General features: G+C 56.4%; 11 protein-coding genes. 5 read left to right on the top strand and 6 right to left on the bottom strand.

Features of this window, described 5'->3' with window-relative positions:
- Positions 1–35 precede the first annotated feature (35 nt).
- Positions 36–2,840, top strand: a complete 2,805-nt coding sequence (gene mgtA, locus AC1AWK_RS00295) for a magnesium-translocating P-type ATPase (RefSeq protein ID WP_476567333.1) — start codon at positions 36–38, stop codon at positions 2,838–2,840.
- A 796-nt stretch (positions 2,841–3,636) separates the two neighbouring features.
- Here the strand turns inward: mgtA and AC1AWK_RS00290 are convergent.
- Positions 3,637–5,070, bottom strand: a complete 1,434-nt coding sequence (locus tag AC1AWK_RS00290) for an MFS transporter (RefSeq protein ID WP_476567332.1) — start codon at positions 5,068–5,070, stop codon at positions 3,637–3,639.
- 91 nt (positions 5,071–5,161) lie between these two features.
- Positions 5,162–6,673 (bottom strand): sucrose phosphorylase, encoded by a 1,512-nt coding sequence (gene gtfA, locus AC1AWK_RS00285; protein WP_476567331.1) that lies wholly within the window; start codon positions 6,671–6,673, stop codon positions 5,162–5,164.
- 994 nt (positions 6,674–7,667) lie between these two features.
- Here gtfA and AC1AWK_RS00280 point away from each other — a divergent pair.
- Both AC1AWK_RS00280 and AC1AWK_RS00275 read left to right on the top strand, forming a co-directional pair.
- Positions 7,668–8,648, top strand: coding sequence for a type IV toxin-antitoxin system AbiEi family antitoxin domain-containing protein (locus AC1AWK_RS00280; RefSeq protein WP_476567330.1), 981 nt, complete (start codon positions 7,668–7,670; stop codon positions 8,646–8,648).
- Between the two features lie 209 nt (positions 8,649–8,857).
- The gene (locus AC1AWK_RS00275; protein ID WP_476567329.1) at positions 8,858–9,505 is read left to right on the top strand and encodes a FeoA family protein; all 648 of its coding nucleotides are present in this window, start codon (positions 8,858–8,860) and stop codon (positions 9,503–9,505) included.
- Between the two features lie 100 nt (positions 9,506–9,605).
- On the opposite strand, the gene AC1AWK_RS00270 is transcribed toward AC1AWK_RS00275, so the two are convergent.
- Positions 9,606–9,845 (bottom strand): hypothetical protein, encoded by a 240-nt coding sequence (locus tag AC1AWK_RS00270; protein WP_476569708.1) that lies wholly within the window; start codon positions 9,843–9,845, stop codon positions 9,606–9,608.
- On the opposite strand from AC1AWK_RS00270, the gene feoB reads away from it, so the two are divergent.
- A complete protein-coding gene (gene feoB / locus AC1AWK_RS00265; RefSeq protein ID WP_476569482.1) occupies positions 9,832–11,700 on the top strand; it encodes a ferrous iron transport protein B in 1,869 nt (622 codons plus the stop codon). The two genes, AC1AWK_RS00270 and feoB, sit on opposite strands and share 14 nt — an antisense overlap.
- On the top strand, positions 11,697–11,948 hold the full coding sequence (locus AC1AWK_RS00260; RefSeq protein ID WP_476567328.1) for a peptidase M20: 252 nt from the start codon (positions 11,697–11,699) through the stop codon (positions 11,946–11,948). The genes feoB and AC1AWK_RS00260 overlap by 4 nt, the downstream gene beginning before the upstream one ends.
- A 69-nt stretch (positions 11,949–12,017) precedes the next feature.
- On the opposite strand, the gene AC1AWK_RS00255 is transcribed toward AC1AWK_RS00260, so the two are convergent.
- The 3 genes from AC1AWK_RS00255 to AC1AWK_RS00245 are packed head-to-tail and all read right to left on the bottom strand — an operon-like array spanning position 12,018 to position 15,105.
- The gene (locus tag AC1AWK_RS00255; RefSeq protein WP_476567327.1) at positions 12,018–13,415 is read right to left on the bottom strand and encodes an APC family permease; all 1,398 of its coding nucleotides are present in this window, start codon (positions 13,413–13,415) and stop codon (positions 12,018–12,020) included.
- A 20-nt stretch (positions 13,416–13,435) separates the two neighbouring features.
- On the bottom strand, positions 13,436–14,344 hold the full coding sequence (locus tag AC1AWK_RS00250; protein WP_476567326.1) for a proline iminopeptidase-family hydrolase: 909 nt from the start codon (positions 14,342–14,344) through the stop codon (positions 13,436–13,438).
- Positions 14,344–15,105, bottom strand: coding sequence for a glutamine amidotransferase (locus AC1AWK_RS00245; RefSeq protein ID WP_476567325.1), 762 nt, complete (start codon positions 15,103–15,105; stop codon positions 14,344–14,346). The genes AC1AWK_RS00250 and AC1AWK_RS00245 overlap by 1 nt, the downstream gene beginning before the upstream one ends.
- Positions 15,106–15,193 lie beyond the last annotated feature (88 nt).

Here is a 15,193-nt window from a genome sequence, read left to right as displayed (position 1 = left end):
CTATGGAAATACAACAAGGGAAGGCAGGCCAACCCATGACCCTGCGCATGATTACCCAGCGGCACACCACATCGCCCATCAACGACAATACCAACATCACGTCAACCGTAACCGCAGCAGCTACTGCAACGGTTACGCCAATCACCACACCGGCAGCATCAACCGAAAGCCTGCGCCTCAGCGACCTGTCCACCATGACCGCAGAGCGCGTCTACGCCGCCACACACAGCTCATCAAACGGACTCACCGCCGAAGCTGTCGCACAATCCGCCGAACGACACGGCAGCAACATCATCGAACGGAGGCGCACCACCTCCTGGCCCACCCGGCTGCGCCAAGCATTCATCAACCCCTTCACCCTGATCCTGCTCACGCTCGCCGCCATCACCTGCTACACCGACGTAATCGCACAGCTCGACGCACGCCCCGACCCCACCACCATGATCATCATCCTGACCATGGTCGCCATCAGCGGCACGCTGCGTATCGTGCAGGAAACCAAAAGCGGCAACGCCGCAGAACGGCTGCACGCCATGATTTCCACCACATGCCAAGTTCGCCGCGACGGGCGCGACATGGACGTTGCCTTCGACGACGTCGTGGTGGGCGATGTAGTGCAGCTCGCCGCCGGAGACATGGTGCCCGCCGACCTGCGCATAGTGGAGGCCAACGACCTATTCATCAATCAGGCAACCCTCACCGGCGAAAGCGAACCCTCTGAAAAAACCGCAGCACCGCTGACCAACCCGGCCGACTGCGGCCCCTCAGATTACACCAACATGGCATTCATGGGCACCAACGTGGTCTCCGGCAGCGCCATCGGCATAGTCATCGCCGTCGGAAGCAACGCCATGTTCGGCGATATCGCAGCCACCGTGCAAAGCGCGCGGGCCACCCGCACCAGCTTCGACAAAGGCGTAGGAGCCGCCTCCATGACACTGGTGCGATTCATGCTTGTCATGGCGCCCATCATCCTGCTCATCAACGGCCTGACCAAAGGCAACTGGTTCGATGCGCTCATGTTCGCCATCAGCGTCGCCGTGGGCCTGACCCCCGAAATGCTACCCATGATCGTCACCACATGCCTGGCCAAAGGTGCCGTGTCCATGTCGCGCAAGCAGGTCATTGTCAAAAATCTCAACGCCATGCAGGACCTCGGATCTATCGATATTTTGTGCACCGACAAAACCGGCACGCTCACCGAAGACCACGTCGTTCTGGAACGCCACCTCGACGTCACCGGACGCGAGGACACTCGCGTGCTTCGCCACGCGTTCCTCAACAGTTACCATCAAACCGGACTGCGCAATCTCATCGATGCAGCCATTATCGAACGCACTCGCACCCTGCAGCACTCCACCAACGATCCGCAGCTGCGCGACATCGACACCCGATACCACAAAATCGATGAGATTCCTTTTGACTTCACACGACGCCGCATGAGCGTAGTCGTGCAAGACAATGCCGGCAAACGCCAGCTCATCACCAAAGGTGCCGTGGAGGAAATGCTCACTGCGTGCAGCCATGTGCAAATCGGCGATGCCGTACTTGCCATAAATGACGCCCTCGCCGAGCAGGTTCGCGAGCGCGTGACCCAGTTGAACACACACGGTTTGCGCGTTATCGGCGTGGCTCATAAGCGATTGGAACATACGTCGAACGACACGATGTCATATTCATGCGTCGACGAATCCAATATGGTGCTTATCGGCTATCTTGCGTTCCTCGATCCGCCGAAGGCATCCGCTCCACAGGCAATCAGCGCGCTTCGCGATGACGGCGTAGATGTCAAAGTACTCACCGGCGACAATGAGGCCGTGGCGCGGGCGGTGTGCCGCGAAGTCGGACTCGGCGACGACGGCGTGCTGCTCGGCGCGGACATTGACCATATGGATGACGAACAGCTCACCCAAGCCGCTCGCAACGCCAGCATCTTCGCCAAGCTTTCCCCCGCGCACAAAGCCCGGGTTGTGCGGGCGCTGCGCGACGGAGGTCACACCGTCGGCTTCATGGGCGACGGCATCAACGACGCACCGGCCATGCACGCTAGCGACGTTGGCATTTCCGTTGACACCGCTGTGGACATCGCCAAGGAAACCGCGGACATCATTCTCCTGCACAAAGATCTCATGGTGTTGGAACACGGCATTATCGAAGGCCGCCGTATCTACGCGAACATGATGAAATACATCAAAGTCACCGCCTCGTCGAACTTCGGGAACATGCTTTCCGTGGTGGTAGCCAGTATCGCACTGCCGTTCCTGCCCATGAGCGCCGTGCAACTGCTCACCCTGAATCTGGCGTATGACATCACCTGCACGTCATTGCCGTGGGACAACGTGGACAGCGATTATTTGCGCAAGCCACGCCCGTGGACCGCCGCTTCGCTGCCGCGGTTCATGACCTGGTTCGGCCCCGTAAGCTCACTGTTCGACCTGACCACCTATGCGCTGATGTTCTTCGTCATCTGCCCCATGGCTACCGGTGGCCTCGGCTGGGACCAGCTGCACGCCCCCGCACAGCGCGCCGTCTTCATCGCCACGTTCCAGGCCGGCTGGTTCATCGAATCCATGTGGACGCAAACACTGGTGATCCACATGCTCCGCTCGCAGCGTCTGCCTTTCATCGGCAGCCGCGCCAGCCTGCCCACATCACTGGTGGGACTGCTCGGCATCATTGCCCTCACCGCACTGCCATTCACACCGCTCGGAGCAGGCCTCGACCTGGCAGCCGTGCCGCTGCCGTTCTTCGGCGCACTTGCGCTCACGGTCATCGCCTATCTGACACTGTCCACCATCGCCAAAGCACTCTACGTGCGGCGATACGGAGAACTGTTGTAATGCTACGCCCAGCAGGGTTCGGGGCGGGGCTGGGTTGGCCGAAACGCATGTGCACCAACCCGCCCAACCTCATACCCAGCTAACCTCGCATCCAGCCAACCTCGCATCTACTGCCCCCAACCACAGCCCCGCGCAAAAGTGTGTGTTTCCAGCACCGATAGGGGCGAAAAACCGCGCCTCCTCCGACCCCGAAGACGAAAATGTATGTTTCCACCATCCGTACATTCGGTTTCAGGGCTCCACGAGTGTGGAAAACACACACCTTCCATTCCAGAGTGTCATAAACACACACAACACCACCCACCAGTGGCGTAAACACACACTTTCCAAATAGGAGAACTCTGGCGGCGTCCCTATCAGCGGGAAAAGGCACAGTTTTCAAACGGGAAGCACAGGCAGCAACCGCATCAGTGGGGTAACGGCACGCTTCCAGACGGAGATACCGGGCGCAGTTCAGAGCGCGGACGTGCGACCTACCGAAACGGAGACGAAGGGCAGCGGACAGCAAGCGAAACGGGGAACACGGACAGCAAGCGAAACGGGAAACGCAGGCGGCGACTCACAAGCGGGAAAGGCACACAAACACCGCAACCCCAGCGTCGCCACACTTCCGCATATGAAAAAGCGCGGCCCGCACATGCAGACCGCGCCAATTCATGAGACACGCCAACTCACACAGCGATATGCCAATACGCAGGCCACGCATCACATCGCGGCCGCGGCCCACGGCCACGCCGCCAACACGCGAACGGCGACCCTATCAGCGGGAAAAGGCACACAGACACCGCATCACGCATTAACGAATATCACGAATCTTCATAATCAAAACCGCCGCAAGCAACACCACAAGAATGCACACCGGGAACACATACATGTAGTTATTGGTAAACATCACGACGGCAGACGCCAACGCAGAGCCAATCACCGAACTCAGCGTATTCGCCATATTCAAAATACCCAAATCCTTACCGGCCTCCTTGGGATTCGGCAGAATCGAAATATTGAGCGCCTGATCAATCGCGTTATACACGCCATATCCGAAACCAGCGATGGCGGCAAACAAGTACATACCAAATGCATTGTGGAAAATCCACGGCATGGCCGCACCCACTGCGAACAAGCAGCTTGACAACGCAACCGGAACCTTGCGCATATGCAAATGGTCGGCGATAGGCCCGGAAACCACCGCAGCAATCAGCGACACCACCATAGTGATTACCGACATGACTGCAATAATGGACGCTGCCTGCACCGACAGCTCCTTCGCGCTCAATCCCTTGTCACCAAGCGTGTAGTACTTGATGATGTATAACTGATAGCCAGTAATCATCTGATAACCGGCCACCATCATCATTCGCCCGAACAGCGCGTAGTAGAAGTTATGGGCGCTCTTGCCAAATGGCGGCACGAACGCACGCAGCACCATGCGCAGACTCAACGGCTCACGCGCCTCATCCACGTTCGAAGGCTCACGCGGCCAAATACCGACCACAATGATGCCGATCAAGCCGAAGCCCAACGCGCCGTAGCAGAAACCCAGCGAAATATTGTTGATCAGCAGCGAACCAACCAAGGCACCGGCGGTCTGGCCCAACACGCCGCCGCCACCCATGAATGACGATACCGTACCGCGGAACTTATCCGGCACACGATCAGACATTGTCGCCACAAACGGCGCGTTCATCCAGTTATAGAACAACTGCATGCCGCACCACAAGAGCAAAATCACCGGCAACGACTTGGTGAATGTCAGGCCGAACACGCACAAACCGCACAATACGCCGCCGCTGGCAATCCACAACGTACGTTTACCGAACCGCGAACGAGTCAAATCAGAAAACGTACCAAACATAATGTTGGCGACCAGCGCCACCACCGAGCCCACGCCGTTGATCAAACCGATAAACGCCGCACGCTCGCCCGGAGCAATCTGATCGACCAGCTGCGGGACCAGAATCGACGACAACGCCGTCCACACAATGCCGGTGACGATAAGACTCACCGTGAAACCAACGGTCAGCCGCACCACATCGCGTACCGAAGGCCGCGTACCATTGCCGGCCATCATCGGGTCACGCAAATCCATGAACGCCGACTGCGGGTCGGGATCTTCCGCAGTCGCAATTGGATTTTCCGACATGCGTGCCACCTGGACTCCCGCATTCACAATGGACGGATCATGCAAGCTCGTTTCCTGCTCGTCCTCCGTCGAGGTTATTTTCTGTGCCATAGTTCCTCTCTTACACTGATCACAGAAGGTGTATTCACTCATAGCAATGCCGCACGAAGCTTTTCATCCAGCTCCGTGCGGCATCAGCGTCTTATTCCACCACAGGCGGATTGTTCAGCAAATCATGCGTCTCATGGCTGCCGCGCTCATCGGTCCATGCAAGCACCGCGACCGGCGTGGTGTTCTGGACGCCCAAGCCGGCGCAAGGCGTAAACGCGAGCGTCGCACTGGTGCGCTCACCCTGCCACGAGAAACGAATCGTCTCGCCTTCCACGGCGTAGGAGAACTCACCGTCGAACGCATCAAGGCCATTGCGCAAGCGGCACAACGCGTTGAGTGCCTGCACCACCGGACGCCGCAGCTGCGCATCGACGTCTTCCACCGAGTAATAATGGCGGTTGATGTCGCGGCCGACATTGGTGCGATGCAGCAACTCCATGTCGTTCACGCCGGCAAGCGCGCCCACATAATACACCTGCGGGACGCCCGGCAGGAAGAACTGCACGGCGCGGGCGGCAAGATAATGCTGGTCATTGCAACCCAATGCCGAATAGTACGTGCTGTTGACCTGGTATAGATCCAAATTGGAGGCCGCCGCACCGGTTGCCGCCTGCGATTCACCATTGGTGTTGGCGTGAATGGTGTTGACGAGATTATCGACATCTTCATCGGGAATAAGCCCCTTGAGACTGCGATCGAGCTGATCGGAGCCGATGTCGATCACGCCGATGCCATCGTGCGTATCCAGCACGGTGACGGCGTTGTTCGGACGCAGCTGCGTCCACTTGGCAAGCGCCTGCACATCGCCGGTGAACAGGGAGTGCAACAGCAGCGGCGGCAGCGCGAAATCGTAGACACGATCCACCTTGGAAGCGATTTCCACCTGCTTCTTGTAATAGGAATGCACTTCGATGAGGATTTCCAGGCCACGCTTGACGCCCTCTTCGCGCAAACGGCTGATGAGTTGGAACGTCTTGGGGGTCATGAAACAACTGCTGTTGGCATCTTTGGCCCCATACCCGACGGCGTCGAGACGAATATAGCTGACGTGCGAAGCGGCCATCTGGTCGAAAATCGACATCAGATATGCCCAGCCAGCATCGGAATCGGTGTCGATGTCCACTTGCTGCGGAGTGAACGTCGTCCATACCAGACGCGTGGTGCCGCCGAAATTGTAGTGCGTGAACGGCAGACCCGGGCGCGGGCGGTAAATGCCGGCGAGGTCCTCTTCCGTGGCGCCTTCGGGAAATACGGAGCTCATCGTAAGGAACATCGGGTAATGTTCCGAAGCTTCGCCCTTGGCGAGAACGTCTTGGAATTGTTCGGACTCCCAGCTCATGTGGTTGACGATGGCGTCGACCATGATGCCATGCGTGCGGGAAAGTTCCGCAACGTCGTTCCAATCGCCCAGTCGCGGGTCGACGGTCGTGTGGTCAATGGGATCGAATCCTGCGTCCGCTCCGTCGAACGGGGTAAAGAACGGCAGAATGTGAACGCCATCGTACACACCGTCGAAGCGGGTGCGCAGCATGTCCGTCAGGGACTTCAGCGTGCCGGCACCGAGGCGGTCAGCGTATGTGATGAGCTGCACCTTGTTCTTCACGGTTCCTCCTTGCATGTGATTGCTGACAACGGGTATGTTATGGCACACCCCGTCTCGAACCCGTTCGATATTAGTCCGAGGTATCACCAAATACGAATTACATCGCGCGGAGGGTGGCAATTGGGCGGGTTTGGGCAGTGCGGGCTTGGACAGGGCGGGCTTGGACAGGGCGGGCTTGGGCAGTGCGGGCTTGGGCCAGGTTTACGGAGGACTAATGGCGGGGGCGAACTGCCGCCAGCCAGCCACCAAAAGCCAATTGCTGCAGCCCCAGCCGATCACCACAGCCCGCCACTAAAAAGCGGCCAGCAAACAGCAGGCCAGCAAACAGAACGCGGCGACTGGGCATACATCCCCCTACAAATGTGCATCCACATCACTCATACAGCAAAAAATGTGCATTTACCTACATATAAGCCAGAGTCCATGCGAATCTTTTTAGAAAATGTGCTACTACCCCACTCATAGCGGCTATTTTGTGTGCATATACATCACTCAACTTAGAGAAATGTGCATCTACATCACCCGTAGCGGCCCAAAACCACACCTACGGATGTCGGAAAAGCACAATTTGATAGTTAGAGTTGGAAAAAGCACAGAATTCAGGCCATTCCGATGGGGTAAAAGCACAATTTCGGGGAAGCGGACGATGCATTATGCGCTGACGGGACATTCCGATGGCGTAAATGCACAATTTCAGGTGGAGAAGACGATAGATTATGCGCCAGCGGGGCACCCCGATAGGGTAAAAGCACAATTCCAGACAACACAGGAGCCAAGCCCAACGCGCTGCGGACCGCGAGCGCCGACACGCGCCCGCAACATGCAAATACCGCCGGCCGAAACATGCCAGGCACGCCCCGACGCTTCCCCAACCAACCATGACGCACTCCCGACGCCCCGCCCCCACCACACACCCAACACGCCACCCCTAGCTTTCGACCACACATGCCCTCCGCGCCACGCTCCCAAGCCCAACCCCTCTATAGTGCACGTCATGAGACGATTTGCAGCTTTGGAACAGAAACTGGCGTCTGCGGAATCCGCGCGTTTATGCATCCACCCAGACAATGAAAGCCTGCGACGTTCGCTCCGTGCGCGCATGCTCGAGGGAGAGGTCGTGGAACCTTATCGTGGCCTGTATGCCCGGCGACAATGGTGGATGTCACACGACTATACGGAACGCTGTCGCATAGTTTTGCGCACACTATCCAAGAATCATCCGACTTGGATTTTCACCCACGCATCCGCAGCAGTAATGCACGGGCTCGACGGCATCGGACGACGCTTGCAGACCATCGAAGTAGCCACTTCGTCAAAATCGCACATACGCAGCACCCCGTCGTGCCGGCGTCGCGCCGCCACAGACATCAAGGCCGTCAAACTCGACGGGGTCCGCGTAACTTCCCTGGAAAGAACAGTGTTTGACTGCGCCAGACATTATTCATTTCCCGAAGGACTGGCAGTAGCAGACGCAGCATTGCGACACGGAACGACAACGCTCCCAAAATTGATGCAGGCCGCAACAGCCTTCCGAGGATACGGCAAAGCCCAATTCGACCAAGCGTTGCACTACGCTACAGGGAAAACCGACAACGGGGGTGAATCATTCGCCTACGGCGTGATGATAGAGCTCGGTTTTGCACTTCCACAGTTGCAACAAACCGTTACCAATCCCACTGATCCCACCCGAAAGTATCGCGTTGATTTTCTGTGGACATCGGCACAGGGGAAAATCATTGTTGGAGAGCTGGATGGCAAGGTGAAATACGCCGACGACCACATGCTGCACAACGGCGATCTTCGACAAACACTGCTCAATGAGAAATACCGAGAGGATCAACTCCGGCTAATCGTGGATAAGGTTGTTCGGTTTTCATTCGCCGACGTGATCGCCAGAGAACCATTGTGGCAAAAGCTGAGACGAGCAGAAGTACCGCTTGCCGCCTGTGACTGGCGCCGAGAGCAGCATACATGATTCACTCGTGACGGTCTCGAACATTGGTATTGCACACATTTTTAGCATGACTTCCGTTAAGAACTCCAGTCGTGAATATACAAAACTATTCTCAAAAAGGAACAATTATGTATACCGCAACAACGGCATAGACACCATACGAACGCTCGCAACATGGTGACGCACTACAGGAGCGGCCAGGAGCGTGATAACGCCCACGAATACGGACAATGTTCCACAAAACGATAAAATTCGAACAAAATTCTCCAAAACTCTTGTATATTGACGATCATTCAGCTACAAATAACAGCATTATGACTGAATATGACGCATACCAGCGGCGCATCGCGTCATCGCAGACAAGCGCCGCGCCAATCGGCGAACGAGCCAGCACCGCAGACAGCATGCCGCCTGGCATGACAGGCGGCACGGCAGACGGCACAGCAACCGGACCAACACACCGCCCAGCAGTCGGACACCAAGCCACCGAGCGCAACATCACCGTATCCACGGCAAAACGGCATGAGCACATGGTCGTTACCGACATCGCGCTCGACGACCGCCACGCCTTTCGCCTAGCGGAACTGGGCATACGTCCAGGCATGACCGTGCGCGTCGTACAACGAACCGGATTCGGCGGACGCGTCCTGGCATGCGGCACCGCTCGCATCGCCCTCGACCGCGACACAGCGGCGCATATCTTTGTGGCACCAGTACGCCCCACCGGATCTGACGCCAACCAGGAAACCTCACACGCGCCCAGCCAAGACGCAGGCCTCACTTCTCGCAGCACTTCACACAACGCCACGTACAACACCAAAAAACCCACGAAATCGGCGAACCCAGCGAACACAACAAACACAAGGATCGACGTATGAGCAACCATCACGCCTGTCACGGCCGACGCGGCATCGCCGCTCTCCTGCCTAGCCGCCGCACCCGATGCCCCGAATCCGGTTGCGCATGCAGCTGCTCCGATCATGGCGACAACGCTCTGAACCCAGGTGCCACACATACGGCCGCCAACAACACCGCACCCAACACCAACACTGATGGCACCAACCCTGCAGCGTCAGCAGCGCCGAAATCACCCGTGTTCAAACGCACCACACCGTCGGGCTCGCAGCACGATACCCACCGCAACACGAACCGACCGACACGTACCGTCGCGTTCGCGGGCAATCCCAACGTCGGCAAATCCTCGCTGTTCAACGTCATTCTCGGCACACATGCCAAAGTGATGAACGCTCCCGGCACAACTGTGCTACTGGAACAAGGCCGATACCGTCGCGGCAACGAACTGTGGAACGTGGTCGACACTCCCGGCACCTACTCCTTGCTGGCGCTATCCCCCGACGAACGCGTCACGGTCAACATGCTCACCGGCACCGGCAACCGCAGGAGTCCCGATGCCATCGTCGCCGTCGTCGACGCCACCAACATCAGCCGTTCCCTATATTTCCTCGCCATGATCGTGCAACTCGGCCGTCCCACAGTCGTCGCGCTCACCATGAATGACCTGGCACGAGCCGAAGGTGCCGGCATCAACCCGCAACGCCTGTCGCAAGCATTGGACGGCATCCCCGTAGTGGAAGTCGACGGCCGCACCGGACGCGGCAGCGCACGCTTGCTTGATGCAATCGAGGCAAGTTTCGACGGCACACCGCTGCCCCACGGCCTCGCTCCCTACGATCCGGAACACACCGATCTCGACGCATGGGTGCACGACGGTGCCGACGAACGATTCGCCTGGGCCGCCAGCATCATCGACGACTGCGATTTTGCAGGCCGCGACCATGCCACCATCTCTGACTACATCGATCGACTTCTACTCCACCCCATATTGGGTATCGTCATATTCCTCGCTGTCATGCTCGGCGTGTTCCAAGCGACCACCACACTGGCCGGCCCCGGACAGGAATGGTTTGACACCACTGTGCGCGGATGGTGCACCAGCGGCATCAACATCATCTTCAACCTCTTCGGCCCAACCGCTACGGACAGTTGGCTCCACGGGCTGATGGTCGATGCCATTTTAGACGGCTTCATCACCGTCGCCACATTCATTCCGCCAATGAGCATCATGTTCTTACTGTTGTCGCTTCTGGAAGATTCCGGCTATCTCGCACGAGCCGCATTCGTCATGGACCGTGCCATGCGATCAGTAGGACTTGACGGCCGCGCATTCCTGCCCATTATCGTCGGCTTCGGCTGCAATCTTCCTGCATTGGCGGCCACCCGAACCTTACCCGACTCCCGGCAGCGCGTACTCGTCGGCATGCTGATCCCCTTCTCCTCATGCTCGGCGCGACTTTCCGTATACGTAGTGCTCGCCTACGCGTTTTTCCGCAACCAAGCCGGACTGGTGGTCTTCGCCATGTATCTCATGTCCGTGTTGGTCATCCTACTTATCGGCTTGATTCTGCGACGATTTGCCTTCCATGACTTGAAACCTGAGCCGTTTGCGATGAGTCTTCCCGCTTACCAGCGTCCACGCGTGATAACCTTGGTACGTAGCGTTATCACGCGCCTGTGGGGTTTTGTGCGCGGCGCCAGCACCATCATCATCACCACGATCATCGCACTGTGGGTCCTGCAAGGCATCCCCGCCACCGCGAATGCCGGCAGCTTCGGACATGTCGACGACGTGCACGATTCCGTATATGGGGTGGTGGCCGATACGGTGGCACCGGTATTCGCTCCGGCAGGATTCGACGATTGGCATGCTTCGGCCGCGCTCATCACCGGATTCGTAGCCAAAGAGGTCGTGGTCGGCTCCATGTCGCAGTCCTACAGCATCGACACCGACAATCAAAGCGAGCGCCAACAGGGTGAAGGCATGCTCGGATCGGCAATTCGCTCGTCATTCAATGAGGCTTCGAACGGACACGGCAAGGCGGCGGCAATCGCTTTCCTGCTATTCACTTTGGCCTACACACCCTGTCTGGCAACGATCGCAGAGCTCCGGCGACAATTCGGCACTCGCGTCGCCATGCAATCAGTAGGTCTGAGTCTTATCTGCGCCTATCTGCTCGCCGTTATCGCCTTCCAAGCATTGCGGTGGCTGCTATGAGCGGGAGCGACTTTCGCCGCATTGGAATCGTCGACCATATTGTGCATGATCTGCTTGCCGGGCTCACCGTCGCCGATTGCGCTCACAAGTACCGACTTCCCCGAGATTTCGTCGAGCAAATCGTCACCATGGCACGCGAGCGCGGCACGCTCGACATAGTATCGCTTGACACCCGGGCAGGCTGCGGCACCGGCGGATGCCAGCCCGACCCGGAATCCCTCGTATGCGCAGGTTGCCCGCTGCGCTAGAAAATTTACAGGCGGGGGCACCGGATAATTCGGAACCCCCGCCTATTACTTCCACCGGCAACGCATGAGCTACAATTCGAGCTCTGCGTTACGTCCCATCATGCGTTGCGCAACAAGCACAGCAACTCCCACGACCAGCCAAAGGACGCCAACAATGAGAGCATTCATCTGAGCGTGTGCCAACACGTACACCAAGACCAATAAGCCAATACCTGGGAACACGCCCTTGGTGACTATAGCTTTCCAACCCCTTTCCTTTTTCTTCACGAGGAACAGCACCGCCACTGAGAGATTCAACAGAGCAAACGATGCCAAGGCACCAACGTTGACCAATGATGAAATCATGGATACGTCACCAACAAAAATCCAAGCCAGCACAAAAGCAACACCGCTTACCAGCAAAATAGCAACGTACGGAGTCTGATACTTCGAGGAAACCTTACCGAGAACACCTGGCAGCATGTGGTCCCTGCCCATGCTATACAGCACACGGGATACCGCTGCCTGCGAAGTCAACACATTGCCTACGGCCGACAGAATAGAGACACCCGCCGCGCAAGCCACCTTAAGCGGAGTGCCTCCTACCATATAGGCAATGTTAAAGAATGCTTCATTAATCTGATTATCTCCAACGAAACTCTGCACATCGGGAACAAGCCACGTGGCAAGTGCGGTGAGCGCAACAAAACAGAAAATAACCAGTACCAGCGAAATAATAATGGCTCGCCCCACTGCACGACCGCCGCCTTTTGCCTCCTCGGACAGAGTCGAGATGGCATCGAATCCAAGAAAATTAAGCGCTGCTACAGAGATAGCTGTGAACACGAAATCCAGAGAGAAATTTGATGCATCAAAGAACGGCCTCGCAGTTACATGAGCGCCATTTACTCCGCGTATTACTGCAGAAACTGCAAACCACGTGAACAAGACAAACACTATAAGCTGACAGACCAAGAGGATCTTGTCCAAGCTATCAGCCCATTGGACGCCAAAACAATTTGCCACGGTTGAAAGAGCTATGTAAATGAGCACCCATACTATTTGCGGCACCTGAGGAACAATGGCATGCATCGCCACTGCGCCAAGCACGGAGGCCAAAGTAGGAAACAGCAAATAATCCAGGAGAATCATCCAACCAGACAAAAACCCGGCCTTTTTACCCAATCCCTTCCCAACGTAGGCGTACACAGAACCAGCCGTCGGAATCGTACAAGCCATAATCCGATACGACATCGCAGTAAATAGCATTGCAACAAAACCGATGATATACGTGAGCGCAACCATTCCATGCGAAAGGTTGAACACCACGCCAAAAATCGACATCGGCGCAATCGGCACGATGAAAACCAAACCATACACCACCAAGGCAGATGTTGACAAAGAACGTCGAAGTTCCTGTTTATACCCCTGCGATTCCAACGCAGCTTGAACGCCATCATCAGCAGATTTCCGCGATAAATCCGACATAATGAAACCTCCTTGAATCATCAGTCGTGTTCTATAAGAAATTGCGAAACCACTTGCATCGTTGCCTGTGGATTCTCTAAATGAGGTACATGCGAAGAGCGCTCAATCCATTGGGATTGCACTTCGGGAATATACTTCATGAAAGGTCCGACCGTATCTTCATTTACCTGATCATGCTCACCTGCCATGACCAACGTCGGCACATTGATACGCCATAAATCACCCTCATGATTCCAGTCCCGCAAAGTACCGGTCACCATGAACTCGAAAGGTCCCCACATAATTTCATAGGTATGCCCATCGTGCTCTGACTCCGCATCGGACACGGCGAGACACTCTGGCTTATCGCAGAAATCACCTAAATGCAGACGGTAATACTCATCTTTAGCCTGCTGAAACTCCGGAGAACCGTAATCGCCAGTGACTTCAGCTCGCTTCAAGGCCATTTCCTGTTCGGGACTTTGCTGCTTCCATAGATCGTGAGCCGTCCTCATCCAGGCGGAGATGGATGGCGGCGCACTCGCAATGATCAAGGACTTCAGCCCCGCAGGTCGCGCGACCGCATGCTCCACAGCAAGCATGCCACCCCAAGAATGTCCTAGAAGATGGTATTCCCGTAATCCCAAATGCTCAATCAACGCATGCAATTGTTCCACAAACAATCCGACCGTAAAGAAGCTCCCATCACGTCGAGGAAAATGGGAAGACCTCCCACACCCCACTTGATCATAATGAATAATTGTTCTGCCGGTCTTTGCTAAATCAGCATATGGCCGCAGATAGTCATGCCCAGCACCCGGACCTCCATGTAAGCAAAGCAGCGGAGCCTTCCCCGATTCCAAACCCTGCGCTCCGGGCGTGATTCGATACCAAGTCCTGTACCCATTTGCGTAAAACTCATCATCGTAATATGGCCGAGCAGTAATCATCACCGCTCCTTCGCCAACCACGCGACGAGATTTCCGAATAGGCGACCGTACCCTTCCCAATCCATAAAAGACTCGGGAGCCCAATGCGGAGAAATATCTGAAGCATACGCAGCAGTCCGCCCAGAACCATACGTACCCACAACCAGCATGGGGTCGTCGTCGACCTGCAATAAAACGTCACTGCCAGCGTCCGCCAACAATTTCTGATACCCCAGTATCGGGGGAAGGGTATTGTCAACGCACAACTCCCTTAACCCCTCGATCACAGGATGATCATTCACCAATCGTGCCTGGACTCCCTGAGGCGTTTCCACCCGATCGTCGTATGGGGCAATCTGCACAGGCAACACGCGCTCTACCGTCGTACCATGATAATGCGCCTTCCCCTCAAATCCGGCAAAAGATAAATAGCCTCCAGCCATAAATAACCCATGGCCGCCCCTGACCCATTCACCCAGCAGATCCAAACGATTCACTGCTTGCTTCCCTTGCACGAACACCGGCACCGGCAGCAGCAACGAGTTACTCCCAATGTCGGATAGGATTACGACATCATACCGGTCAAGCTCTTCCATGGTCCAAGGAAAAAGCTCTGGAACATCATGCGCACGAAGATGACAGACATCATGTCCTGCGCCAGATAGAGCTTCTAAAAAACGCTCGCAGCCGATCTCTATCTTTGTACTAGTAAACTGGTCGAAACCCTTATACTCCGTGGTCGCGGAAATCCACGATTCCCCAGCTAACAATACTTTGGCCATCGGTAACTCCTTTGTTCATATGGCTCATCGATTCATCAACCGTCATTGGTCTTCAAAATCGATAAAAGAAGGATACAACATTTGCGCT

It is taken from the genome of Bifidobacterium sp. LH_491, from assembly GCF_056356495.1.
This window is presented reverse-complemented; position numbering and strand designations above follow the sequence as displayed.

Excerpts from the sequence above, each read along its gene's own strand:
- mgtA (WP_476567333.1), top strand. The coding sequence starts at position 36 with ATGACCCTGCGCATGATTACCCAGCGGCACACCACATCGCCCATCAAC.
- AC1AWK_RS00290 (WP_476567332.1), bottom strand. The coding sequence starts at position 5,070 with ATGGCACAGAAAATAACCTCGACGGAGGACGAGCAGGAAACGAGCTTG.
- AC1AWK_RS00280 (WP_476567330.1), top strand. The coding sequence starts at position 7,668 with ATGAGACGATTTGCAGCTTTGGAACAGAAACTGGCGTCTGCGGAATCC.
- AC1AWK_RS00275 (WP_476567329.1), top strand. The coding sequence starts at position 8,858 with ATGTTCCACAAAACGATAAAATTCGAACAAAATTCTCCAAAACTCTTG.
- AC1AWK_RS00270 (WP_476569708.1), bottom strand. The coding sequence starts at position 9,845 with ATGACGTTGAACAGCGAGGATTTGCCGACGTTGGGATTGCCCGCGAAC.
- AC1AWK_RS00260 (WP_476567328.1), top strand. The coding sequence starts at position 11,697 with ATGAGCGGGAGCGACTTTCGCCGCATTGGAATCGTCGACCATATTGTG.
- AC1AWK_RS00255 (WP_476567327.1), bottom strand. The coding sequence starts at position 13,415 with ATGTCGGATTTATCGCGGAAATCTGCTGATGATGGCGTTCAAGCTGCG.
- AC1AWK_RS00250 (WP_476567326.1), bottom strand. The coding sequence starts at position 14,344 with ATGATTACTGCTCGGCCATATTACGATGATGAGTTTTACGCAAATGGG.
- AC1AWK_RS00245 (WP_476567325.1), bottom strand. The coding sequence starts at position 15,105 with ATGGCCAAAGTATTGTTAGCTGGGGAATCGTGGATTTCCGCGACCACG.